The 23,816-nt window shown below is 70.3% G+C and carries 21 protein-coding genes and 1 tRNA gene; 16 read left to right on the forward strand and 6 right to left on the reverse strand.

The genetic code is table 11. The annotated features are described in order from the left end of the window. Window positions 1-31 precede the first annotated feature (31 nt). Complete coding sequence (locus GVV86_RS11555; RefSeq protein ID WP_159618540.1) at window positions 32-1,009, reverse strand: helix-turn-helix transcriptional regulator; 978 nt, start codon at window positions 1,007-1,009, stop codon at window positions 32-34. Window positions 1,010-1,120: 111 nt separating this feature from the next. On the opposite strand from GVV86_RS11555, the gene GVV86_RS11560 reads away from it, so the two are divergent. Continuing rightward, a complete protein-coding gene (locus GVV86_RS11560) occupies window positions 1,121-1,750 on the forward strand; it encodes a DJ-1/PfpI family protein (protein WP_159618538.1) in 630 nt (209 codons plus the stop codon). Next, on the forward strand, window positions 1,747-2,307 hold the full coding sequence (locus GVV86_RS11565; RefSeq protein ID WP_159802893.1) for a DinB family protein: 561 nt from the start codon (window positions 1,747-1,749) through the stop codon (window positions 2,305-2,307). The genes GVV86_RS11560 and GVV86_RS11565 overlap by 4 nt, the downstream gene beginning before the upstream one ends. An 81-nt stretch (window positions 2,308-2,388) precedes the next feature. Here GVV86_RS11565 and GVV86_RS11570 read toward each other — a convergent pair. From GVV86_RS11570 to GVV86_RS11585, 4 genes are all read right to left on the reverse strand, one after another. Beyond that, window positions 2,389-2,464, reverse strand: a tRNA-Arg gene (locus GVV86_RS11570). A gap of 107 nt (window positions 2,465-2,571) precedes the next feature. Beyond that, window positions 2,572-4,089: an FAD-dependent oxidoreductase gene (locus GVV86_RS11575; protein WP_159802894.1), complete on the reverse strand. Its 1,518-nt coding sequence runs from the start codon at window positions 4,087-4,089 to the stop codon at window positions 2,572-2,574. Then, a complete protein-coding gene (locus GVV86_RS11580; protein WP_159802895.1) occupies window positions 4,086-4,955 on the reverse strand; it encodes an FAD:protein FMN transferase in 870 nt (289 codons plus the stop codon). Before GVV86_RS11580 ends, GVV86_RS11575 begins: the two co-directional genes overlap by 4 nt. Window positions 4,956-4,958: 3 nt before the next feature. Continuing rightward, the gene (locus GVV86_RS11585) at window positions 4,959-5,507 is read right to left on the reverse strand and encodes a hypothetical protein (protein WP_246669966.1); all 549 of its coding nucleotides are present in this window, start codon (window positions 5,505-5,507) and stop codon (window positions 4,959-4,961) included. A 238-nt stretch (window positions 5,508-5,745) separates the two neighbouring features. Between GVV86_RS11585 and argS the strand changes: the two genes are divergently transcribed. From argS to GVV86_RS11635, 10 genes are all read left to right on the forward strand, one after another. Then, window positions 5,746-7,395, forward strand: a complete 1,650-nt coding sequence (gene argS, locus GVV86_RS11590; protein ID WP_159618530.1) for an arginine--tRNA ligase — start codon at window positions 5,746-5,748, stop codon at window positions 7,393-7,395. A gap of 2 nt (window positions 7,396-7,397) precedes the next feature. After that, window positions 7,398-8,882: a diaminopimelate decarboxylase gene (gene lysA / locus GVV86_RS11595; RefSeq protein ID WP_159802896.1), complete on the forward strand. Its 1,485-nt coding sequence runs from the start codon at window positions 7,398-7,400 to the stop codon at window positions 8,880-8,882. After that, a complete protein-coding gene (locus GVV86_RS11600; RefSeq protein ID WP_159802897.1) occupies window positions 8,879-10,207 on the forward strand; it encodes a homoserine dehydrogenase in 1,329 nt (442 codons plus the stop codon). The genes lysA and GVV86_RS11600 overlap by 4 nt, the downstream gene beginning before the upstream one ends. Beyond that, window positions 10,208-11,329 (forward strand): threonine synthase, encoded by a 1,122-nt coding sequence (thrC, locus tag GVV86_RS11605; protein WP_159618524.1) that lies wholly within the window; start codon window positions 10,208-10,210, stop codon window positions 11,327-11,329. It abuts the gene before it with no gap. Next, on the forward strand, window positions 11,322-12,296 hold the full coding sequence (thrB, locus tag GVV86_RS11610; protein WP_159618522.1) for a homoserine kinase: 975 nt from the start codon (window positions 11,322-11,324) through the stop codon (window positions 12,294-12,296). Before thrC ends, thrB begins: the two co-directional genes overlap by 8 nt. A gap of 294 nt (window positions 12,297-12,590) precedes the next feature. Beyond that, window positions 12,591-14,687 (forward strand): transcription termination factor Rho, encoded by a 2,097-nt coding sequence (rho, locus tag GVV86_RS11615; protein ID WP_159618520.1) that lies wholly within the window; start codon window positions 12,591-12,593, stop codon window positions 14,685-14,687. A 181-nt stretch (window positions 14,688-14,868) separates the two neighbouring features. Next, complete coding sequence (gene prfA / locus GVV86_RS11620; protein WP_159618518.1) at window positions 14,869-15,948, forward strand: peptide chain release factor 1; 1,080 nt, start codon at window positions 14,869-14,871, stop codon at window positions 15,946-15,948. A gap of 4 nt (window positions 15,949-15,952) precedes the next feature. After that, window positions 15,953-16,954, forward strand: a complete 1,002-nt coding sequence (gene prmC, locus GVV86_RS11625) for a peptide chain release factor N(5)-glutamine methyltransferase (RefSeq protein ID WP_159802898.1) — start codon at window positions 15,953-15,955, stop codon at window positions 16,952-16,954. Next, the gene (locus GVV86_RS11630) at window positions 16,951-17,859 is read left to right on the forward strand and encodes a glycosyltransferase (protein WP_159618514.1); all 909 of its coding nucleotides are present in this window, start codon (window positions 16,951-16,953) and stop codon (window positions 17,857-17,859) included. Before prmC ends, GVV86_RS11630 begins: the two co-directional genes overlap by 4 nt. Window positions 17,860-17,954: 95 nt before the next feature. Next, window positions 17,955-18,797 (forward strand): L-threonylcarbamoyladenylate synthase, encoded by an 843-nt coding sequence (locus GVV86_RS11635; RefSeq protein ID WP_159802899.1) that lies wholly within the window; start codon window positions 17,955-17,957, stop codon window positions 18,795-18,797. A gap of 5 nt (window positions 18,798-18,802) precedes the next feature. Here the strand turns inward: GVV86_RS11635 and GVV86_RS11640 are convergent, their stop codons facing one another. Then, window positions 18,803-19,789, reverse strand: coding sequence for a glycosyltransferase (locus tag GVV86_RS11640; protein WP_159802900.1), 987 nt, complete (start codon window positions 19,787-19,789; stop codon window positions 18,803-18,805). A gap of 169 nt (window positions 19,790-19,958) precedes the next feature. Here GVV86_RS11640 and GVV86_RS11645 point away from each other — a divergent pair, with 169 nt between their 5' ends. From GVV86_RS11645 to GVV86_RS18695, 4 genes are all read left to right on the forward strand, one after another. After that, the gene (locus tag GVV86_RS11645) at window positions 19,959-21,824 is read left to right on the forward strand and encodes a polysaccharide biosynthesis protein (RefSeq protein WP_159618508.1); all 1,866 of its coding nucleotides are present in this window, start codon (window positions 19,959-19,961) and stop codon (window positions 21,822-21,824) included. Beyond that, complete coding sequence (locus GVV86_RS11650; protein ID WP_246669967.1) at window positions 21,821-22,840, forward strand: MraY family glycosyltransferase; 1,020 nt, start codon at window positions 21,821-21,823, stop codon at window positions 22,838-22,840. Before GVV86_RS11645 ends, GVV86_RS11650 begins: the two co-directional genes overlap by 4 nt. Before the next feature lie 142 nt (window positions 22,841-22,982). Further along, entirely contained in the window at window positions 22,983-23,462 is a 480-nt protein-coding gene (locus GVV86_RS11655; RefSeq protein ID WP_159802902.1) for a Cg1360 family ATP-synthase-associated protein, read from the forward strand. After that, entirely contained in the window at window positions 23,452-23,760 is a 309-nt protein-coding gene (locus GVV86_RS18695; RefSeq protein ID WP_246669968.1) for a hypothetical protein, read from the forward strand. The genes GVV86_RS11655 and GVV86_RS18695 overlap by 11 nt, the downstream gene beginning before the upstream one ends. Window positions 23,761-23,816 lie beyond the last annotated feature (56 nt).

The raw sequence follows: 23,816 nt of genomic DNA on the forward strand, positions 1-23,816 counted from the left end.
ATCCCCTCGGCGCACCTGCCCGCTGAGCGCGTCAGCGGGCGTACCCGGTTCCGGCCCGGCCGGCGGCCCGCCGCAGGCGCCCCGCGAGCTCGGCGGCCCGCTCCCTCATGGCCTCGGGCTCCAGAATCTCGAACTCAACGTCGAGGGAGGCCAGCTGCATCAGCGGGTAGTCGAGCGAATCAAAGCCCGCCCGCAGGATCGTAGCGTCGGGGCCGTCGCTGGTCAGCTCGGCGATCTCCGCGGGAATCCGCTGTTCGATCTCCCGGATCCCCGCCGAGAGGCGGATGACGGCGTCGTAGCTGTAGGGGGAGCGGGTGATGGACTTCTGCACGTACCGGGCCAGGTCCGCCGCGGGCAGCGGCCGGGCCGTGAACCGCGCGCGGGGGGAGGGGATGCTCCGGCAGCGGTCCACCCGGAACGTGCGCCAGTCCTCCCGGACGGTGTCCCACGCCACCAGGTACCAGCGCCGCCCGGTGTCCACGAGCCGGTACGGTTCGACGAGGCGGCGGGAGGACTCGCCGTCGTGCCGCTCATAGCGGAAGGCCACGATACGGCGCTCGGTGATTGCGGCCGACAGTGCTGTCAGGACCGCAGGATCGACCGGGGTGCTGGGCGCGGCCATGCGGGTCACCGCCGACCGCAGCCCCGAGAACCGGGGCCGCAGCCGCGCGGGCAGCACCTGCTCCAGTTTGGTGAGCGCCCGCACCGAGGCTTCCCCGACGCCGGCCACGGGGCTGGCGGTGACGGCGGTCAGGCCGATCGCCACGGCGAGGGCCTCGTCGTCATCGAGCAGCAGCGGCGGAAGCTGCGCCCCGGCACCGAGCTGGTAGCCGCCGGCGATGCCGGGGGACGCCGAAATGGGGTAGCCCAAAGTGCGCAGCTTGCCGATGTCCCGGCGCACCGTCCGCTCGGTCACCTCCATGCGCTGGGCAAGGGCGGGGCCCGTCCACTCCCTGCGCATCTGCAGGAGGGAGAGCAGGTGGAGGAGGCGGGCCGAGGTTTCCAGCATGAACCCAAACTACCTCGGACCGAGGACAAAACCTGTCCTCATCGATTCCTAGGCTGGGGGGAGAATTCAACCGGTGGCCTGCGCCGCAGGCCCACGACCTCAGGAGACGCCATGGGCACGCCATTGAATGTTCTGCTGTACCTTCCCGAGGGGATGGCCGACTGGGAGGTCGGCTATGCGTCCGCCGAACTCTCCGGCGGTCAGTTCCTGCGCCCGGAGCGGCAGGTGTTCCTCTCCACCGCCTCGGCCGGCGGCGGCCCGATCCGCACCATGGGCGGCATGACGGTGGTTCCGGACACGGCGCTCGCCGACACCGCCGGCGAGCAGATCGACGCGCTGATCCTGCCCGGCGGGACGAGCTGGGACTCCGCCGCCAATGTGGAGGTGCTTGACCTCGCGTCCCAGCTGAAGGACCGGGGCGCCCCCGTAGCGGCCATCTGCGGCGCCGTCGACGCGCTGGCCGGTGCGGGGCTGCTCAACGATGTCGCGCACACCGGGAACAGCGCCGACTCCCTCGCAGCCCACGAGGGCTACTCGGGGTCCGCCCTGTACCGGGAGGAGCTCACCGTGAGCGATCGCCGGGTCGTTACCGCGGGGTCCTGGGCGCCCGTGGAGTTCGCCGCCGAAATCTTCCGAACGCTCGACGTCATGGACCAGGAGACCCTCGGAAGCTGGCTGCTGTTCTGGGGTAAGCGCGATGTGCGCGGGATCTACCAGCTGATGGAGGCGCAGGCCGAATGAGCACCGCTGGAGAACTCGCCGAACAGCTCTCCTGGCACTGGGAGCACCAGGCACGGCCCCGGCTCGAGGGGCTGACCGACGCCGAATACTTCTGGGAACCGGTGCCCGGCTGCTGGAGCCTACGTCCGCGGGAGGAGGCACGCGCGCCGGTCGCCGCAGGCGTTGGGCGGTTCGTCCTCGAGTTCGCCATTCCGGAGCCCGATCCCGCCCCGTTCACCACCATCGCCTGGCGGCTGTGCCACCTGATCGTGGGTGTGCTGGGGGAGCGGGTCGGCTCGCATTTCGGCGGCGAACCGATCACCTACCGCGGCTTCGAATACCCGGAGACGGCCGGCGCCGCCCTGGCGCGCCTCGACGGGCTCTACGGGCAGTGGACCCGTGCCGTGTCGGGCCTGAGCGGGGAGGAACTCGCCCGCCCGGTCGGCCCCGCCGAGGGCCCGTTCGCCGAGTACCCGATGTCGGCCCTGGTGCTCCACATCAACCGGGAGATGATCCACCACCTCGCGGAGGTCGCCCTGCTGCGCGACCTGTACCGGGACGGTCCCGCGAAGGGGTAAGGGCGCGCACCGGAGGCAAAGCAAAGCGCCGCCGTCCCGAAGGACGGCGGCGCCGGGATGCCGGTTGTTCCACCCGGCCGGTGGTGCCCTCGATAGGATTCGAACCTACGACCTTCTGCTCCGGAGGCAGACGCTCTATCCCCTGAGCTACGAAGGCATGGGACGGTTTTTCTCCGTCTCCGTAAGGGACTTAATGAGCTTAGCAGGTGCACTCGGCGGAGTGGAAACGCGCGGTTCCCCGGCCAACGTCATGGCCAGCTACAGCTAGTAGCCGAGGAACGCGTCGGTGGTGACCCTGCCTCCGCCGGCCTTCCGCACGGCGGCGCGAAGGTGCGAAATGATCAGCGGCGAGCCTGAGACGTAGACCCGCCGGGAGGGCAGATCGGGCACCTCGGCGGACAGCTGGTCCGCGCTCGGGTAGCCCGCCCCGGCGTAGCGCCAGCGCGGGGGCAGGTGAACGCCGTCGTCAGCCGGGTCGTGCGGGGCGAAGAGGACGACGGGCGTGCCGAGCTCCGCGAGCTCCTCCCGGTAGGCAATCTCCTCAGTGGACCGCACCGCGTACACCAGCACGGCGTCGCGGTCCTGGCCGCGCCGGGCCACGTCGCGGAGCTGGCTGATGAACGGGGTGATGCCGATCCCGCCGGCCGCGAGCAGCAGCGGAACTGACGGGTCCTTCGGCAGCCGGAAGTCCCCGCCGACCAGGGTGCCCGTCACCACGGCGCCGGACTTCAGGCCCAGCAGCGCCTTCTTGAAGCTGCTTCCCGGTTCGCTCACGCGCAGCCCGAAGCTGAGGGTGTCCCGGTCCTGCGGGGCGGAGGTGATACTGAAGACCCGCCGGGACCCGCGCCCGTCGGTGCGTTCGTGCGGCAGGTTCAGCTCCATGTACTGGCCCGCCTCGAACCGCACCGGATGGGACGGAGCAAACACCAGCTCCGAACTCGTCGGGGTGAGGTCCCGGCGGGCGGTGAACCTCAGCCGGACGCTGCGCCGCTGGCCCATCAGGAAAGCGACGGCGTTGCCGATGACGAGCGCGAACTCCGGTCCGAGGAACACCGGGCCGAGCGAGGGCTGGGCGGCGAAGACGACGGCGACGACGGCGGCGGTGACGAACTGCTGCCAGCGCAGCGGCGGCAGGGTGAGCGGTTCGGTCAGCATGAACCCGACGAGGAAGAGCACCGGGTAGGACACCAGGACCAGCTGGCCCGCGGCCAGCGGCGCAAGCCCGCCCGAGGCCAGGCCCGCGACGAGGATGCCGGTGCTCAGCGCCACAAAGACGGCGCCCATGACGAGCTTGCGCGTCCGGTACAGCAGCACGAGGGTACCAAACAGGACGAAGGGGAGCAGGTACGGGTTGGCCACCCACCAGCCGGCGGCTGAGAGTCCAAGCAGCGTCGCGACGACGGCGCCGGCGGCCGCCGGGTTGAAAATGTGGCGGCCACGCACCGCGAGGAGGAACTTCGAGGCCGCCGCGGCGAGCCCGGCGGCGGCGATGCCGCCGAGCCCGGGCCCGTCCAGGGTGGGAAACATGATGAAGAACAGGATGAAGCCGGTGATCAGCGCCGACTCATTGTGCGGCCGCATCCGCAGGATCATCGCCATGATCCGGGTGCCGCCCCAGGTGGAGACCAGGGCGGTGGCAAGGGTGGCGGTGAGCTCCGAGGGGCGGAAGGCGAGCAGGCCCGCGGCCGAGAACCCCAGCGAGACCGCGGTGAGCAGGATCAGGAGGGAAAGGGTCAGCCGGTACATCGAGATCCGGCCCAGCAGCTGGTCGATACCGCTCATGGGGTGAACAGTGCTCCGTTCAGGGTCGGGGAAAAGCGGGAGTGCCCGTCGGAGAACACCTGCACGAAGTCGAAGGCAAACTCCTCGCCCAGCACTTCGGGCTCGGCGAAGAACAACGCCGTGGCCAGGGCGTCGGCGGTCATGGTGTCCGCCGCGAGGACCCAGGTCGCCACCACTGTCGAGACGCTGGTGCCGGTGCGGGCGTCGACCACGTGGTGGAGGCCATCGCCCCAGGCCCTGCGGTTCGAGGCGGAGGCGCACAGCGCCCGGCCGTGAAGCTGCACGGTGCCGATTGCGCGCGTCGGATCATAGGGGTGTTCGAGCCCCACGGTGAGGGCCGTGGTGCCCGAGTGGAGCATATCGCCGCTGGCGTCGACGAGGAATTCGGTCTGCCCCGCGTCGGCGAGCAGACCGCCCACGAGGTCGACGAGCTGGCCCTTTCCGGCGGCGCCGACGTCGAGGGTGACCGGCCCGGAGGCCGTGACGACCGTGCCCACCCAGTCGAGCGCCGCATCCCAGGCCCGGGCCGGGGCGGGTGGCCCCTTGGGCGTGAAGCTGTAGAGCGCGTCGTAGCCCTGGTGCTCAAGGACGGACCCGACCAGCGGAGACATCGAGCCGTCCGTGAGCCGGTACAGCCTCCGGTACAGCCGGCCCAGGGAGGCGCCGTGCGCGGGAAGCTCGAGCCGCCCGCCGCCGTGGGCGAGGGCGGCCGCCGCGGAGTCGGGGCGGAAGCGCGAATACAGGGCGTCGTAGTCCTCGATGAGGCCGGCGATGGCGGTACGGACCCCGGGCTCCAACGGAGCGGCAGTGTCGATCTGCCAGCGGGTCCCGATGGCCTCGAAGATGAAGCTGCCCCCGACCGCCATCGACTAGAGCTGAGCTTCGCTCTTGATGAGGTCCGTCGCCTCGGCGAAGCCACCGCTGGTCAGGGAGGACCCGGCCACCTTGTCCACCTTCAGATCGTCGAGCTTCTTGCCGACAATCTCCTCCTGGATGCCGCCGCTGAAGCGTTCCTGGTACAGCTTGGCTGTGGGGTTGGACGGCATCGGCTCGGTGGTCACCGCCGTCACGACGTCCTTCTCGAGAGTCAGGGTCACCCCGATCTCCTCGGTGCCGCCGGGGGAGACGTAGGAGCCGACCTGCGTGAACTCGCCGTCCTCGTATGTCTGGTCGGACGCGGCGGGGCCCGCTTCGGTCGGCCCGGCGCTGGCCGGTGCCTCGGGTGCCGCGCTGCTGGCCGGTGCCTCGGCCGGGGCGCTGCTCGCGCCCTCCGCTGCGGGTTCCGAGCCCGGCGATGGGGCCGTTCCGGCGCAGCCCGCGACACCCAGGAGCGATGCCGCCGCCAGTGCGTGGAGCACGCGCTTCCCGGTGATGCTGCGGGTGCGGGTGTCGGCGGATCCGGCTTCGAGGTCTTTCACGGCGGTTATCTCCTTGACGGTAGGGCCCGGGAATCGCCCGGCTGCTTGCGCCGGGCGGACACTGGTGACTCAACAATTGTGCAGCAGCCCGGCAGGAACAACCCGGCAGGAACAACCCGGCTGCCCTGTATTCGTTCCCGGCGGAGGCCCGGATGGCGTCCGGGACCCCTTCCGTGCCCCGGCTGTCCCACCCGTCACACAAAACGGCAGCCGCGGCGTGCGCCGTTATGCTGGACGGGTGACTCCTGAAGAACTCTCCTCCGCTATTTCCGCCTGCCTGAAGACCGCCGTCGCCGACGGGGAGTTCGACATCGAGCTCCCGGCGGAAGTGCGCGTCGAGCGGCCGAAGAACCGCGAGCACGGGGACTGGGCCACGAACATCGCCCTGCAGCTGTCCAAGAAGGCCGGCATGAATCCCCGCGAGTTCGCCGGGATCCTCAAGAACCGCCTCGAGGCGATCGACGGCGTCGCCTCGGTGGACATCGCCGGACCGGGCTTCCTCAACATCACCCTCGACGCCGGAGCCGCCGGCGAACTCGCCCGCACCATCGTCGAGGCGGGCACCGCCTACGGAACGAACACCACCCTTGCCGGCCGCAGGATCAACCTCGAGTTCGTCTCGGCCAACCCGACCGGCCCCATCCACATCGGCGGCACCCGCTGGGCGGCCGTTGGCGACGCGCTCGCGCGCATCCTGCAGTCGCAGGGCGCCGACGTCACCCGCGAGTACTACTTCAACGACCACGGGGCACAGATCGACCGTTTCGCCCGCTCCCTCTACGCCAGCGCCCTGGGCCAGCCGGCACCCGAGGACGGTTACGGCGGGGACTACATCGTCGACATCGCCAACCGGGTGCTCGCGAAGGATCCCTCGATCCCCTCGCTGGACGAGGCCGACGCGCTCGAGCAGTTCCGCGCCATCGGCGTTGACCTCATGTTCGGCGACATCAAAAAATCACTCCACGAGTTCGGCGTCGACTTCGACGTCTACTTCCACGAGCACTCCCTCTTCGAGAACAACTTCGTCGAAGGCCTGCTCGAGCAGCTCAAGGGTTCAGGCAACCTCTTCTTCGAGGACGGCGCCTGGTGGCTGAAGTCGACCGACTTCGGCGACGACCGCGACCGCGTGGTCATCCGCTCCGACGGCACGCCCGCTTACATCGCCGGCGACATCGGCTACATGGTGAACAAGCGCCAGCGCGGGTTCGACCTGAACATCATCATGCTCGGCGCCGACCACCACGGCTACGTGGCCCGGCTCAAGGCCGCCGCCGCGGCGCTGGGCGACGACCCCGACACGATCGAGGTGATGATCGGCCAGCTCGTGAACCTGGTGAAGGACGGCACGCCCGTCCGGATGTCCAAGCGTGCGGGAACCGTCGTCAGCCTCGAGGACCTCGTCGAGGCGGTGGGCGTCGACGCCGCCCGCTACACCCTCGCGCGGTTCTCGGCGGACTCGAACATCGACATCGACCTGAACCTGCTGACCAAGCGCAGCAACGAGAACCCCGTCTTCTACGTCCAGTACGCCCACGCCCGCACCCACGCCGTTGAGCGCAACGCCGTGTCCGCCGGCGTCGACACCAGCAGCTTTGACGCCTCGACCCTGGGCCACCCCACCGAGGGCGAACTCCTCGCCGCACTCGGACAGTTCCCCGGCGTCGTGGCGCAGGCCGCGGCCTTCCGGGAGCCGCACCGGGTCGCCCGCCACCTCGAGGTCATCGCCGGCACCTACCACCGCTGGTACGACGCCTGCCGCATCGCGCCTATCGGCGGGGAGCCCGTCGAGGAGGTCCACCGCAGCCGGCTCTGGCTGAACAACGCCACCCAGCAGGTGCTCGCGAACGGACTGACGCTGCTCGGGGTCTCCGCCCCGGAAAGGATGTGAGCATGGCGGCCGGATCACCCCTCGCCCCGGACTGGCTCACCGTCCCCGCCGACCCCGCCGCGCTGGAGCGCAAACTGTGGGCCCGCGACGTGGCGCGCTCCGCCGACGGGGTGCTCGCCGTCGACGGCGTGTCCGTCGAGGAGCTGGCCGCCGAGTTCGGCACGCCGCTGTTCGTGGTCTCGGAGGCGGACTTCCGCGCCCGCGCCGCCGGCTTCCGTGACGCGTTCCGGGCCGCGTTCGCCGTCATCGGCGGGGAAGTGGACGTGTACTACGCCGGCAAGTCCTTCCTTTGCTCGGAGATCGCCCACTGGGTGTCCGAGGAGGGGCTGAACCTCGACACCTGCTCCGGCGGTGAGCTCGCCGTCGCCATGCGCGCCGGGCTGCCCGGGGAGCGGCTGGGCCTTCACGGGAACAACAAGTCGGCCGCGGAGATTCACCGGGCGCTGGACCTGGACCTTGGCCGGATCGTCGTCGACAGTCTTCAGGAGATCGTGATCGTCGGCGACCTGGCCGAGGCCCGCGGGGTGCGCGCTAACGTGCTGCTGCGACTGACCCCGGGCGTCCACGCCTCCACCCACGAATTCATCGCCACAGCGCACGAGGACCAGAAGTTCGGCCTGTCGCTGGGCGCCGACCCGTCCGATCCCGAGGGCGCCTCGCCGGCCTCCCGAGCCGTCGACGCCGCGCTCGCGCACCCCGGCCTGCGCCTGCTCGGGGTCCACTGCCACATCGGCTCGCAGATCTTCGAGGCCGAAGGCTTTGAACTCGCCGCCCGCCGCCTGCTCGGCTTCCTGGCAGCCGTCCGGGACCGGCACGGCGTCGAACTCCCCGAACTCGACCTCGGCGGCGGCTACGGCATCGCCTACACCGAGGCCGATGTGCCGCGCGGCCCGGAGGAGATCGCCGGCGCGATGGCCGCCGTCGTCGGCTCCACCTGCGCCAACCTCGGGCTTGCCGTCCCCCGGATTTCGATCGAGCCCGGGCGCGCGATCGTCGGCCCCTCGACCTTCACCCTCTACACCACCGGCACCACCAAGACGGTCCACGTCGACACCGTCCCGGCCGGGCCCGGGCAGCCCGCCACCGAGCCGCGGCGCTACGTCTCGGTCGACGGCGGGATGAGCGACAACGCACGGCCCGTGCTGTACGACGCCGACTATTCCGCGGTGCTCGCCTCGCGCGTCTCCGGTGCCGGCCCAGCGCTGTCCCGCGTCGTCGGCAAGCACTGCGAGAGCGGGGACATCGTGGTGCGCGATGTCTATCTTCCCGGCGACACCGCCGCGGGGGACCTGCTCGCCGTGCCCGGCACCGGTGCCTACTGCTGGGCGCTTTCGAGCAACTACAACTACCTCGGCCGCCCGCCGGTGGTGGCCGTCGCCGGCGGCACCGCCCGGCTGATCGTCCGCGGCGAGACCGAGGCGGACCTGCTGGCCCGCGACGTCCAGCGCGCCGCCACCCCGACCCCAGGAGCCCGATCCAGCGCATGAGTCTTTCCGAAGCCCCCGCCAACCCCCTGCGCGTCGCCCTGCTCGGCGCCGGAAACGTCGGCTCCCAGGTCGCCCGCATCCTCCTCGACGACGCCGCGGCGCTCGGCTCCCGCGCCGGCGCGCCCCTTGAGCTCGTCGGCATCGCCGTGCGCTCGCTCGAGGGCGACCGCGGCCCCGGCATCCCCCGCGCCCTGCTGACCACCGACGCGGAGTCGCTCGTCGAGGACGCCGACATCGTCATCGAACTGATGGGCGGCATCGAACCGGCCCGCTCGCTGATCCTTCGCGCCATCGAGCACGGAGCCACGGTGGTCAGCGGCAACAAGGCGCTGTTCGCCCAGGACGGCCCGGCCCTTTATGAGAAGGCCGATGCCGCCGGTGTGCAGCTCTCCTACGAGGCCGCCGTCGCCGGCGCGATCCCGATCCTGAGGCCCATCCGCGACAGTCTCTCGGGGGACCGCATCACCCGGGTGCTCGGCATCGTCAACGGCACCACGAACTACATCCTGGACCAGATGGACACCACCGGGGCGCAGTTCGCGGATGCCCTGCGTGCCGCGCAGGAGCTCGGCTACGCGGAGGCCTATCCCACCGCCGACGTCGAGGGGCACGACGCCGCGGCGAAGGCCGCAATCCTCGCCTCGCTGTCCTTCCACACGCGCTTCGCCCTGGAGAACGTGTACTGCGAGGGCATCACGCAGGTGACCGCCGACGACATCGCAGCGGCCAAGGCCGACGGGTACGTCATCAAGCTCCTGGCCATCGCGGAACTGCTGTCCGACGAGGCCGGCGACCCCGGGGTCAGCGTGCGGGTGCATCCGACGCTCCTGCCCCGGGACCACCCGCTGGCCGCGGTGCACGGAGCGTTCAACGCGGTGTTCGTCGAGGCCGAAAATGCCGGGGAACTGATGTTCTACGGCCAGGGCGCCGGCGGCACCCCCACCGCGTCGGCCGTGCTCGGCGACGTCGTGAGCGCCGCACGCCGCATGGTGCTCGGGGGCCCGGGCCGCACCGAGACCACCACCGGGCACGTCCCGGCGCTGAGCATCGACACCGTGAGCACCAGCTACTGCATCGGCCTCGACGTCGCCGACCAGCCGGGGGTGCTGGCCCGGATCGCGGCGATCTTCGCCGACAACGGCGTCTCGATCGAAACCATGAGGCAGAGCATCCACCAGCCGGACCCCGGCGCGGAGGGGACCGCGGAGCTGCGGATCGTGACCCACCGCGCCACCGAGGCCTCGCTCGCGGCGACCGTCAAGCAGGTCGCGGCGCTGCCCGTCATTCGTTCAGTGACATCCGTTCTTCGAGTAGAGGGAATCTAAGTGGCCCACCAGTGGCGCGGGGTAATCCGCGAATACGCCGACCGACTGCCCGTGACCGAGTCCACCGAAGTCGTCACACTCGGTGAGGGAGGCACCCCGCTCGTGCGCGCCCGGGCCCTCTCGGAGCTCACCGGGTCCGAGGTGTACCTCAAGGTCGAGGGGATGAACCCCACCGGCTCCTTCAAGGACCGCGGCATGACCATGGCAATGACCGCGGCTGTCGCCGCCGGCGCCAAGGCCGTCGTCTGCGCCTCCACCGGCAACACCTCGGCCTCTGCCGCGGCCTACGCCACCCAGGCCGGCATCACCTGCGCCGTCCTGGTGCCCGACGGGAAGATCTCGATGGGCAAGCTCAGCCAGGCCATCGCCCACGGTGCCCAGCTGCTGCAGGTCAACGGCAACTTCGACAACTGCCTCGATGTCGCCCGCAAGCTCGCCGAGGCCTACCCGGTGTTCCTCGTGAATTCGGTGAACCCGGCGCGGCTCGAGGGCCAGAAGACCGCCGCGTTCGAGGTCGTCGACAGCCTCGGGGACGCCCCTGACTACCACCTGCTTCCGGTCGGGAACGCGGGCAACATCAGCGCGTACTGGAAGGGCTACAAGGAATACGCGGCGCCCTATGCCACCGCGGAGGGAGAACTCGCCCCGGTGGCGACGAAGACCCCCGTGATGTGGGGCTTCCAGGCCGAGGGTGCCTCGCCGCTGGTGAAGGGCCACCCCGTCACCGAGCCCGACACCATCGCCACGGCCATCCGGATCGGCAACCCGGCCTCCTGGGACCTCGCGGTCGCCGCGCGCGACGAATCGGGCGGTCTGATCGAGGCCGTCAGCGACGACGAGATCCTCGAGGCGCACCGCTGGCTGTCCGCTCGCGAAGGCGTCTTCGTCGAACCGGCCTCCGCCGCCGGAGTGGCCGGGCTGCTGAAGAAGCACGGCCAGGGCCTCGCCCCCGTGGGCAAGACCATCGTCATCACCGTCACCGGCCACGGGCTGAAGGACCCCCAGTGGGCGCTGCGCACCGCCGACGGCTCCGACGTCGAGCCCACCAAGGTCGAGTTCGACGTCGTGAGCGTCGCGGCCGCCCTCGGGCTCGAAGAGACCGCGGACCGCGCACGTGCCTGAGGACGCCGTGCTCTCGGCCCCCGCACGCCTCGTCGACTCCGGCCAGGCCGTTCGGGTCACCGTGCCGGCCACGAGCGCGAACCTGGGCCCCGGGTTCGACAGCCTCGGGCTGGCCCTCGGCCTGTTCGATACGGTGCGCGTGCGCACCCTCGACTCCGGCACGACCGAGGTGCTCCCCACGGGGGAGGGCGCCGGGGACCTGCCCACCGACGGCTCGCACCTCGTGGCCCGCGCCCTGCTCGGAACCCTCGCCAACGCCGGCTGGTCGGCGCCCGGGCTCGAGATTGAGACGGTCAACGTGATCCCCCACGGACGCGGACTGGGCTCCTCCGCCGCGGCCATCGTGTCGGGGGTGCTCGCCGCGAACGCGCTGCTGCCCCAGGCCCACCGGCTCGATGACGCGGCGGTGCTCCAGTGGTGTTCAACCCTTGAGGGCCACCCCGACAATGTCGCCCCGGCGCTGCTCGGCTCGCTGGCCATCTCCTGGGAGACCGGAAGGGCCTTCCAGAGCACCCGGGTGGAGGTCCACCCCGACATCATCCCCATCGCCGTCATTCCCGACACCGCCCTGTCCACCGAGAGCGCACGCGGGCTGCTGCCGACGTCGGTGCCGCACGGGAGTGCCTCGGCGAACGCCGGCCGCGCGGCGCTGCTCGTACATGCCCTGACCGTGAGGCCGGACCTGCTCCATCCCGGGACCCGCGATGCGCTGCACCAGGAGTACCGCGCCTCGGCCATGCTTCCGAGCGCGGCCCTGATGCAGTCACTGCGGGCGCAGGGGTTCGCTTCGGTGATTTCCGGTGCCGGGCCGACCGTCATGACCCTCGCCGTCGGCGAGGAGGAGGCAGCGCGGGCACTCGGGGCCGCCCGCGCCCTTGCCGCCGCGTCCGACACGCCGGGCGGCTGGCGGATTCTTCGGCTCGATGTTGCGCGGGAAGGTGCTAAAGTGGAAGTGCACCAAAGGTAGGAACCGTACTTACGGTTCTGAAGAGTGCCTCTGTTGAGCCGGCCGTCCTTGTCTTAGACCGCCGAGAAACTGCAGGTTTATCAGCAGTGGCGCAATCTCCGGTGTAGCCTCCGAAATCATCGTTGTGCGGCCAGGTCCGACCTGACGCGCAGAATTCCCCAGGCTTCCAGCACATGCGGCGAACCCGACCATAACGGGTCAGCCGAACACCTCCTGTCCATCTAGAGCGGCAGCGGGGCTAACCTACGCGGCACACTTCGAAAGTGGCCGCCCGACGAGGGGGAAGGATCCTTCGTGACTGATACCACTGACCTGTTGCCAGGTGTGGATACATCCAGCGCTGAACCAGTCAGCGCACCGGCTTCAAAGAGCAGCGGACTCGCAGGCCTGAAGCTGGCCCAGCTCCAGGCGCTTGCCGGACAGCTGGGAATCACCGGCGGCTCGCGGATGCGCAAGAGCGACCTGGTTTCCGCAATTTCAGACCACCAGCGCGGTTCCGCCGTTGCCGACCGCCAGCAGGCCCCGGCCGCGGACCGCCAGCAGGCCCCGGCCGCGGACCGCCAGCAGGCCCCGGCCGCGCGCCAGGACGCCGCCTCTGAGGCCGCCGACAGCACCGCCCCGGCCGAGCGCGCCCCGCGCACCCGCAACCGCAACCGCCGCGCCGGAAGCGACGGCGTCGTCACCGCCCAGGGCACCCCTGAGGCAGCTTCCGACACCGCTGTCGAGACCGCCGCCGCCGAAGCCCCCGCCGAGACCGCAGACCGCGGCAACGGCGACCGCGAAGGCTCGGGACGCAACCAGCGCAACCGGCGCGGACGCCGGGGCGATGACCGCGGCGAGGTCTCGACCACCGAGGGCGCCGACGCCGAGGAGACCCGCACCGCCGGCGATTCCGGCAACGCGCAGCAGGGCGAGGGCCGTGACCGCAACGAGCGCCGCAGCCGCAACCGGGGCGAGCGCGATGACGACACCCGCGGTGAGCGGAACGGGGACAGCAGGAGCGACAATCGGGCCGACACCCGGAACGACAACCGGTCTGATTCCCGGAACGACAACCGGGCCGACCGCGGCGGGGACAGCCAGGACGAGGGCCGTGGCCGCAACCGCCGTAACCGCACCGGGCGCAACTCCCGCGACGAAGAGCGCACCAGCAGGTTCCGCGACCGCAACGAGCGCAGCGACCGCCGCCGCGGCCGCAACGCCAATCCGGACGTCGACGACGTCGAGGTCACCGAGGACGACGTGCTGCTGCCCGTCGCCGGCGTGCTCGACATCCTGGAGAACTACGCCTTCGTGCGCACCTCCGGCTACCTGCCGGGCCCGAACGACGTCTATGTCTCCCTGGCCCAGGTCAAGAAGTACAACCTCCGCAAGGGCGACGCCGTTGTCGGCGCCATCCGCGCACCCCGCGACGGCGAGACCCAGGCCAGCACCCGCCAGAAGTTCAACGCCCTGGTGCGCGTGACCTCGGTCAACGCCATCCCGGCCGAAGACCTTCGGGACCGGGTGGAGTTCGCCAAACTGGTGCCCCTCTACCCGTCCGAGCGGCTGCGCCTGGAGACCGAGCCCAAGAAGATCGGTCCGCGTGTGATCGACCTCGTGGCTCCCATCGGCAAGGGCCAGCGTGGTCTGATCGTGTCCCCGCCCAAGGCCGGTAAGACGCTGATCCTGCAGGCCATCGCCAATGCGATCACCATCAACAACCCTGAGGTCCACCTCATGATGGTCCTCGTCGACGAACGTCCCGAAGAAGTCACGGACATGCAGCGCACCGTCAAGGGCGAGGTCATCGCCTCGACCTTCGACCGTCCCGCCGACGACCACACCACCGTGGCCGAACTTTCCATCGAACGCGCTAAGCGCCTCGTGGAGATGGGCAAGGACGTCGTCGTCCTCCTCGACTCGATGACCCGCCTGGGACGCGCTTACAACCTGGCCGCTCCGGCCTCGGGCCGCATCCTCTCCGGTGGCGTCGACTCGGCGGCGCTGTACCCGCCGAAGCGCTTCTTCGGTGCGGCGCGCAACATCGAGAACGGCGGTTCGCTGACCATCCTCGCCACCGCGCTGGTGGAGACCGGGTCCAAGATGGACGAGGTCATTTTCGAGGAGTTCAAGGGCACCGGCAACATGGAGCTCCGCCTGTCGCGCCACCTGGCCGACAAGCGCATCTTCCCGGCCGTTGACGTCAACGCCTCCGGCACCCGGCGCGAGGAGAACCTCCTGTCGCCGGACGAGGTCAAGATCATGTGGAAGCTCCGCCGGGTGCTCTCCGGGCTCGAGCAGCAGCAGGCACTCGAGCTGCTGACCAACAAGATCCGGGAGACGCAGTCCAACGTCGAGTTCCTGATGCAGGTCCAGAAGACCACCCTGGGGTCCAAAGACTCGGATTAGCGTCCGTCCAGCCGCCTCCGGGCGTGCAGGCCACTTTCGTGGTCAGCACGCCCCGGGGCGGCTGTTTCGTTAACGGCGTCGAGGGCGCAGCAGATACAAACCCCGCGGGGGTGCCCCTGCGATTTCTGCGTCCTCGAGTAATCACTAGACTGGCTTGCACGAGCCGAAAGAGGTAGCACCAATGTTTGAGTCCATCCAGGGCCTGCTCGACGAGCACGCGGAACTTCAGCTTCAGCTGTCCGACCCCGCGGTCCATGCCGACCAGTCGCTGGCACGGAAACTCGGACGCCGGTACGCCGAGCTCGGCCGCATCGTCGACGCGCACAACCGCTGGAGCGCGCTCGAGGACGACCACGAGGCGGCCCGTGAGATGGCGGGGGAGGACCCCGAGCTCGCCGCCGAGGTGCCCGTGCTCGAGGAGCAGCTGGCGGCAGCGCAGGAACGCCTGCGCCGCCTGCTGATCCCCCGCGACCCCAACGACAGCCGCAACGTCATCATCGAGGTCAAGGGCGGCGAGGGCGGCGACGAGGCGGCACTGTTCGCCGGGGACCTGCTGCGCATGTACGTCCGGTACGCCGAATCCCGCGGCTGGAAGACCGAGCTGATCTCCGCCACCGAGTCCGACCTCGGCGGCTACAAGGATGTGCAGATGGCCATCAAGGGCAGCTCCAACGACCCCGCGGAGGGCGTGTACGCACGCCTGAAGTTCGAAGGCGGCGTCCACCGCGTGCAGCGGGTTCCGGTCACCGAGTCCCAGGGCCGCATCCACACCTCCGCCGCCGGCGTCCTCGTCCTGCCCGAGGTCGACGAGCCCGAAGAGGTCGAGATCAGCCAGAACGACCTGAAGATCGACGTGTACCGCTCCTCCGGCCCGGGCGGCCAGTCAGTCAACACCACCGACTCCGCGGTGCGCATCACCCACCTTCCCACCGGGATCGTGGTGGCCATGCAGAACGAGAAGTCCCAGCTGCAGAACCGCGAGGCTGCCATGCGCGTGCTTCGCTCGCGCATCCTCGCGCACGAGCAGGAGAAGATCGACGCGGCGAACTCCGACATCCGCAAGTCGCAGATCCGCACCATGGACCGCTCCGAGCGCATCCGCACCTACAACTACCCCGAGAACCGGATCGCCGACCACCGCACCGGGTACAAGGCCTACAACCTGGACGCCGTCATGAACGGCGACCTCGAGCCGGTGGTGCAGTCCGCCATCGAGATGGACGAGCAGGCCCGCCTGGACGCCATCGGCACGGACGACTGATCCGGTGGATCCCGACACGCCGCTGAGCGACGGGCTGCGCGCCGCAGCGGCCACGCTGGCCGCGGCGGGGGTGCCCAGCCCCCGCGTCGACGCCGAACTGCTGGCGGCGCACCTGCTGGGTGTGGGCGTCGGACGGGTCCGCGCCCTGGCGCTGACCGGCGCAACCATCCCCGCAGGCTTCGCCGGGCTCGTCGCCGAGCGGGCCCAGCGGATCCCGCTGCAGCACCTGACCGGGACTGCCTACTTCCGACACGTCGAACTGGCTGTGGGACCCGGGGTGTTCATCCCGCGGCCTGAAACCGAGTCGGTGGTGCAGCTGGTGGTCGACCACGCGGCGGGCCTCGCCGCCGGACTTCCCGCCTCACCCACCGACCGCACCGCCGGGGACGCGCCGGGTGCCGCGGCGGGGGAGCGGCCGGCCCTGAAGATCGTCGATCTGGGAACGGGCTCCGGCGCCATCGCCGCCGCCCTCGCCGACGAGGTCCCGGGTGCGCAGATTTACGCCGTGGAACTCAGCGAACTCGCCGCCGCCTGGGCCGAGGTCAACCTCCTCCCGCGCGGAGTGAGGCTGGTCCGCGGCGACCTCGCGACGGCGCTTCCCGAGCACGACGGCAGCTTCGACATCGTCGTGTCGAACCCTCCCTACATTCCCGCCGCCGCCACTCCCCATGAACCCGAGGTGGCCCTCCACGATCCGCCCGAGGCCCTGTACGGCGGGGGAGAGGACGGCATGGTGCTCCCCACGGCGGCGGCGGCCTCAGCGGCGCGGCTGCTGAAGCTCGGCGGCTTCTTCGTGATGGAGCACGCCGAAGTGCAGGCCGAAGCCATCGCGGCGATGCTCCGGCGGGCCGGCACCTTCTCGGACGTCACCACCCACCTCGACCTCAACGGCAGGCAGCGGGCCACCAGCGCCGTGCAGGTTCAGCCCGGACAGACCCTTTACCCCGCCCGACCCGCCGGCACCTCCGCGGCGGCAGGCCTCCCCGACCCAAGGACGAATGCATGACCAACGTAGCCGTAGCGGCCGTCACCTTTGACCGCCACGAGGAACTCGGGCTGCTGCTCAAGGGCCTCGCCCAGCAGAGCGTTCCCGTTTCCTCGGTCGCCCTCGTCGATTCGGGCACGCGCCCGGCGGCCGACGTCGTTGCCGCAGCGGACGGCAACATCAACTACCTCCGTTCGGAGGCAAACCTGGGTGGAGCCGGGGGCTTCGCCTACGCCATCCTCGCCGCGCTGGCCAGCGGCGCCGACTGGATCTGGCTGATGGACGACGACGGGCACCCTGAGGACGCCCGCTGCCTCGAGGTCCTCCTCGAAGCCGCGGAGGAGCACGGGCTCGACATCGTCAGCCCCCTCGTGGTCGCCACCGAGGACCCGAACCGGCTCTCGTTCAACTTCCGCATCAACGGTCTGCTGACCAACGACCGCACCCGGCTCGAACCGCTGGGGTACCTGCCGGACATGCTTCACTTCTTCAATGGGGCGCTGATCCGCCGGGAGGTCTTCCACACCGTGGGCCTGCCGGACCTGAAGTTCTTCATCCGCGGAGACGAGGTGGACTTCCTCGCGAAGGTCCGGAAGGCCGGCCTGAAATACGGGACGGTGGCGACCGTCGCGGTGCGCCACCCCGCGTCCTGGGCCGAGATGAAGCCCATCTTCCGCGGTTTCATCACCCCGGTCATCCCCGAGGGCGACTTCAAGCGGTACTGCTACTTCCGCAACCGCGGCTACCTCACCCGCCGCTACCGCAACCTGCGCTGGTTCGCCGCGGATATCGTCGGCTTCCCGTACTACTTCCTCTCGGTCCGGGACGGCGGAGGCCTGGTGCGCTGGGCCCGGGCCTATTCGGCCGGCTTCCGCGGCAGGGGCTTCGGGGCGCCGGAGGAGCTGATGAAGAGCACAGCCCGCTGAAGTCCGCGGCCGGTGGGCCCGTGCGCCCGCCGCATGCATAGCCCGCTGGTATTGACCCGCGCTGGTAAAGACCTGCGCAGTGAAAGAATGGTCTTGTGACAACAACCTACGACTGCACCGATCCCGCCCAGCGCGGCGAGGGACTCGCCGCCGCCCAGCGGGCCCTTGCCTCCCAGCAGTGCGTGGTCCTGCCGACGGACACGGTGTACGGAATCGCGGCCGACGCCTTTTCGCCCCGTGCGGTTGCCGCCCTGCTCGCCGCGAAGGGGCGGGGACGCAACATGCCGCCCCCGGTGCTGATTCCCCGGCCGCAGACGATGGAGGGCCTCGCCACGGGAATCCACCCCGACGCCCGTGCCCTGGCCGAGGCGTTCTGGCCCGGCGGGCTGACGCTCATCCTCCACGCCCAGCCCTCGCTCACCTGGGACCTCGGAGAAACCCTCGGCACCGTTGCCCTGCGGATGCCCGACGACCGGGTGGCGCTTGACCTGCTGACGCTCACCGGCCCGCTCGCCGTCTCCTCGGCCAACCGCACCGGACAGCCCGCCGCGCGGACCGCGGCCGAGGCCCTCGAGCAGCTCGACGGCACGGTGGCCGTCTACCTCGAGGACGGCCCGCGCCCTCAGAACGCCGTGGGCTCAACGATCGTCGACGCCACCGCCGGGGTGCTGCGGGTCGTCCGCCAGGGCACGCTGTCCCTTGAGCGGCTGCGCGAGGTGGTGCCCGCGATCGTGGGGGCCGACGGGCAGGCACCCGATCCGGCCGGCGGAGCTGCCCCCGCGTCAGGCGCGCACGCCGCAGGAGCAGACGTACCGGCGGTGGAAGCAGACGTACCCGCCGTGGAAGCAGACGTGCCAGCCGGGGCAGCAGCCGCAGACGCCGCGCCGGCCGGGGAGCCCGGCCGGGGCCCGGTGCAGCACCAGCCGGACCGGGGCTGATCAGCTCAGCGGGCCGCCCCGGTCAGCGGGGGCATCGGCTGCCAGTCCGGGTCCCGGCGGATCTTCCGCCCTTCCCGCCAGCCGCGGGCCAGGGCGGGAAGTCCGCTCACCGAGCGTTCGACGGCCACCAGGCGCAGCACTTCCTTGCCCGCCGTGAGCAGGGTGCCGAGGGCGAATCCCGCCGGGGTGTACCGCCCCCGCGTGCGCAGGTACTGGGCGACCAGGCCGCGGTTGCGCATCGAGTAGAACCTGCTGAGGTCGCTCGAATCGTTGAGGTGCCGGATCCCCAGGTTGATCTGGCGCTGGGGGCGGGCCTTGGAGAGCACGTACGCGTCGACGTAGGCCACCTCATGGGTCTGGGAGATGAGCCACCCGTAGGTTGAGTCGTCGCCGCCGAGGAAGAACCGGGCGTCGGGCAGCCCCACCTCGCGGACAACGCTTGAGTGCACGAGCATCCCCTCGAAGCAGCCGACGTTCGTGCGGAAGACGGGGGAGTCCCGGAAGACATCCCCGGGCACCGGCAGGTGGATCCCGAGGAAGTCGACGAACCGGTGCTGCCAGAAGAACGGCCGCCCGGCGGCGTCCCAGCGGCGGCCGTGGAGGCACTTGTGCTGCTCGGTGAACGGGGCGAGGGCCGCCAGGGCGCCGGGCACCGCGGTGACGTCGTCGTCCATGATCCACAGCCAGTCGGCTCCCTCGGCCAGCGCCCGCTCCATGCCGGCCGCGAATCCGCCGGCGCCGCCGGTGTTGGTGGCGAGCCGGTGGTGATACACCGGGAAGGGTGTCTGCGCCGCCGCCTCGGCGATGATCCCGGGCGTGTCGTCGGTGCTGGCGTTGTCGACGACGACCACAGCGGTGGGCGCGGGACGAAGCGCCCGAACCGAGTCCAGCAGGCCGCGGAGGTAGTCCGAGCGGTTGTAGGTGGTGATCACGAGCATCAGGTTCTGCCCCTGCAGCGCACCGGGTGCAGCGGCGGCCTCGATGTCGTTCAAGCTGTTCCTTCCGGACCCGCGGCGCGCGCCCGGCAAGGGGCGTGCGGAGGTAGTGCGGCTAGTATTCTCGGGTAGAACGAGTCTATTACACCGCCACAGGCCGCCGGCCGGGCCTGCCGACGCGGTAGCGCGTCGGCGCTGAACCTTCTGCACGACGTTGTTAGGAACCATGAGACGAACCGACGGCACCAGTGAATCCAGGGGCCCGGGCACCGAGCCCGGACGGCCAAGGACGGACAAGCCCGCGCTCTGGCTCTGGTCCCAGTACCTGCTCGACGCCGCCGCCTGGGTTGTCGCGATCCTCCTCGCCCTGGTCCTGCGGTACGAGCTGATCGTCAACGACATCAATGCCGGGGGTGTCGTGGTCTTCTGCGCCGTCGCGGTCGTGGCGCAGCTCTTCGTGGGCCTCAGCTTCGCCCTGTACCGCGGGCGGTACAGTTTCGGCAGCTTCCACGAGGCGAAACTGCTGGTGATCGTCACGGTGATCGTGTCGGTGCTGCTGGTGCTCGTCAGCGTCGCCTTCTTCACGGTCATCGAGATCCCCCGCAGCATCGGCATCATCGCGTTCCCGTTCGCGTGCATCTTCCTTGCCTCGACGCGCTACCTCAAGCGCATGTACGTGGAAAGCAAGGCCCGGCCAGGGGAAAACGCCCAGCGCACCCTGATCTACGGTGCCGGGTTCCTCGGCAACTCGCTGGTCTCGCGCATGATGCAGGACCCCGAGTCGCCCTACTTTCCGGTCGGGCTGATTGACGACGACCCGGCCAAGAAGCACCTGCGGCTCGCCACGGTGCCCGTGCTCGGCCGGCTCGATGACCTCCCCGAGGTGGTGGCCCGCACCCGGCCCTCGGTGCTGGTGATCGCGTTCTCCGACGTCGAGGCCGCCACGGTGCGCAGAGTCTCGGACCTGGTCGCCGGGCTGAACATCAAGGTGCTCGTGCTGCCGCCGCTGCGCGAGATGCTCGACGCCGGCTCCGGGCTTTCCGATTTCCGCGAGGTGGCCGTGGAGGACCTCATCGGACGCCGCCCGGTGGACATCCACGCCGACGAGGTCTCCGGCTACATCACCGGACGGCGGGTGCTGGTCACCGGCGCCGGTGGCTCGATCGGCTCTGAGCTGTGCCGCCAGCTGGCCGGCTTCCACCCCGCCGAACTGATCATGCTCGACCGCGACGAGACCGGCCTGCAGACCACCCAGATCTCCCTGACGGGACGGGGCCTGCTCACCGGTCGGGACACGGTGCTCGCGGACATCCGCGACGCCGACACGCTGCTCAATATCTTCGAAGACCGCCGCCCTGAGGTCGTCTTCCACGCCGCGGCGCTCAAGCACGTCTCGCTGCTTGAGCAGTACCCCGAGGAGGCGTGGAAGACGAACGTGCAGGGCACGGTGAACGTGCTGCGGGCCGCGGCCGCGGCGGGCGTCACCAACTTCGTCAATATCTCCACCGACAAGGCCGCCGACCCCACCTCGGTCCTTGGGCACTCCAAGCGGGTGGCCGAGAAGGTCACCGCGTGGCACGCGGCGAGCACAGGACAGAAATACGTCTCGGTGCGCTTCGGCAATGTGATCGGCAGCCGGGGTTCGATGCTTCCCCTGTTCACCGAGCAGATCCGCAGCGGCGGACCCGTCACCGTCACCGACCCGGAGGTGACCCGGTTCTTCATGACGATCCCCGAGGCCTGCCAGCTCGTGGTGCAGGCCGGAGCCATCGGCCGCGGCGGCGAGGTGCTCATCCTCGACATGGGGGAGCCGGTGAAGATCCTCGATGTCGCCCAGCGCATGATCGCCATGTCCGGCAAGGAGGTCCCGATCGTCTTCACCGGACTGCGGCCGGGGGAGAAGCTGCACGAGGACCTCGTCGGAATCGACGAGAACGACTCGCGCCCGCTGCACCCGAAGATCTCGCATACCCCGGTCGCCCCGCTGGACCCGGCACGGCTCGACCTGCAGGAATGGAGGAGCCGCGGCTCCTTCACCGCGGTGGCGCAGGCCGGCTTCCCGAAGACCCCCGAGGGCAGGGCGCTCTCGTGAACGTCCTGCTGCTCCTCGTCGCCGGCGCGGCCTTCGCCGTCAGCGCCGTGCTTCCCTTCGCGGTGAAGCCCCTCCTGGGGCGGCTGGGGGTCCTCGACGTGCCCAACGACCGCTCCTCGCACACCACCGTGGTGATCCGCGGAATGGGCATCGCCGTCGCCGGCGGAATCACCGTGGGCCTGGTGCTCGCCCTGCTCACCGGTCTCGTCGCAGTCGACCGGTCGCTGGTCCTGATCATCCTGGCCATGCTCGGCGCGGCCGCCGTGCTGGGCTGGATCGAGGACCTGCGCGGGGTCTCAATCCTCACCCGCGCCGGTCTTCAGCTGCTCATCGGCGCGCTCGGAACCGCGGCACTGGCCGCCGCCATCGGCCAGAGCTACTGGTGGGTGCCCGTCGGTGCCGTGGCCGTGGCGGCCTACATCAATGCGGCGAACTTCATGGACGGCATCAACGGTATCTCCGGCATGCACGGGGCCGTCGTCGGCATCTTCTACGCCATCGGGGGAGTCCTGAGCGGCCAGCAGTGGCTTACCGTGACCGGCCTCGTTATCGCGATGGCGTTCCTCGCCTTCCTGCCATGGAACCTCGGCCGCGGCTTCGTCTTCCTCGGCGACGTCGGAAGCTACCTGCTCGGCGCCTCGATCGCGGCCACGGCCATCACCGGGCTGCTCGCAGGGGTGTACCTCGAGTACCTGCTCTCCCCGGTGCTCATCTACCTCGCCGATACCTTCACCACCTTTCTGCGCCGCGCCCGCCGCGGCGAGCGCCTCTACGCCTCCCACCGCTCCCATGTGTACCAGCGGCTGACCGACACGGGCCTGGGCCACGTGCAGGTGGCCCTGCTGGTCACGCTCTGCTCGGCGCTGACCGGCGCCGCGGGATTTGCCGTCGCGACCGCCCAGGCGCCGGTGGCGGTGGCAGGCTCGCTGTTCGCCGCGGCCGTCGTCGCCCTCTACGTGAACTCGCCGCGGATGTTCGCCGCCGGCGCGGCCCGCCGGGTGCGCCGCACCGCCTAGGGCTCCGGCGCGGCCCGCCCGCAGCAGCAGGCGAATTCTATCTGCTGTAGAATAGAAAGGCCTGCGGGAGCGCCAGCCGCTGCCTCGGCCGCGGCCCAGCGGGGCCCGCAGCCCACCACCTCCCCTCCACGGACGGAATGCATTGAGTACATCGGACGCCCCGGGTGTCAACGGGAGCCCGGCACCGCCCGGTGTTTCCGGCCCCACGGCCTCGCCGTGGCTGGACATCCTCAGGAAGTGCCTGCTCGCCACCGGCGCCGCCGCACTCCTGGTGTCCGCTGCGGCCGGCCTGATCGCCGGAGGCGGGGCAGCGCTCAGCGCCGCCTTCGGCTACGCCGTCGTCGCCCTGTTCTTCGGTATCAGCCTCCTCATCGGCCACTTCGCGGGCAAGACCAACCCCTCGGGCGCCCTCGGGCTCTTCGCCGTGACCTACGCGATCAAGGTCGTGGGGTTCGCCGCGGTCCTGTTCGTGCTGGGCACCCCGCCGTGGCTCGAGAGCACCTGGTTCTTCAGTGCCGCCGTCGGCACCGTCGTCCTCTGGCAGGTCGTCGAGGTCCTCGTCTTCTCGAAGGCGCGCCATCAGCTCTACAACGACGATTCGGAGGCCGGCCGTGAGCCGTAAACCAGGGCCCGCAGCGGGCCGAGGGCAGGACGATCGGGGCCGGTACGGCGAGGGCGGTTACAACGCTGGAATCGCCGTGTTCAGCTACATCGCTGGCGGGATCCTGGTCTGGAGTTTGATAGGGTGGGGGCTGGATAATCTTCTGGGAACACGTTGGATAGTGCTCGCAGGGGCTCTCTTGGGTGCCGGGGGCGGTTTCTACCTCTCCCACATGCACAACCTCACCCGATCGCAACTCTCTGATTCCGGCAGCGCGCCGCAGGGCCGCCCCGAGCCTCCAGAGATCAGCCCGAAGTGATGCCTAAAAACTTAATCAGCCGGAGCAGTGTCGCTGTCGCCGGTGGAATCATGCCC

This window comes from Arthrobacter zhaoguopingii, assembly GCF_009828595.1.
Classification (GTDB): Bacteria; Actinomycetota; Actinomycetes; order Actinomycetales; family Micrococcaceae; genus Arthrobacter_D; species Arthrobacter_D zhaoguopingii.

Coding starts and splice junctions, on each gene's coding strand:
- GVV86_RS11560 (WP_159618538.1), top strand. CDS start 1,121: ATGGGCACGCCATTGAATGTTCTGCTGTACCTTCCCGAGGGGATGGCC.
- GVV86_RS11630 (WP_159618514.1), top strand. CDS start 16,951: ATGACCAACGTAGCCGTAGCGGCCGTCACCTTTGACCGCCACGAGGAA.
- GVV86_RS11580 (WP_159802895.1), bottom strand. CDS start 4,955: ATGGCGGTCGGGGGCAGCTTCATCTTCGAGGCCATCGGGACCCGCTGG.
- GVV86_RS11565 (WP_159802893.1), top strand. CDS start 1,747: ATGAGCACCGCTGGAGAACTCGCCGAACAGCTCTCCTGGCACTGGGAG.
- GVV86_RS11600 (WP_159802897.1), top strand. CDS start 8,879: ATGAGTCTTTCCGAAGCCCCCGCCAACCCCCTGCGCGTCGCCCTGCTC.
- prfA (WP_159618518.1), top strand. CDS start 14,869: ATGTTTGAGTCCATCCAGGGCCTGCTCGACGAGCACGCGGAACTTCAG.
- GVV86_RS11555 (WP_159618540.1), bottom strand. CDS start 1,009: ATGCTGGAAACCTCGGCCCGCCTCCTCCACCTGCTCTCCCTCCTGCAG.
- GVV86_RS11575 (WP_159802894.1), bottom strand. CDS start 4,089: ATGAGCGGTATCGACCAGCTGCTGGGCCGGATCTCGATGTACCGGCTG.
- GVV86_RS11645 (WP_159618508.1), top strand. CDS start 19,959: ATGAGACGAACCGACGGCACCAGTGAATCCAGGGGCCCGGGCACCGAG.
- lysA (WP_159802896.1), top strand. CDS start 7,398: ATGGCGGCCGGATCACCCCTCGCCCCGGACTGGCTCACCGTCCCCGCC.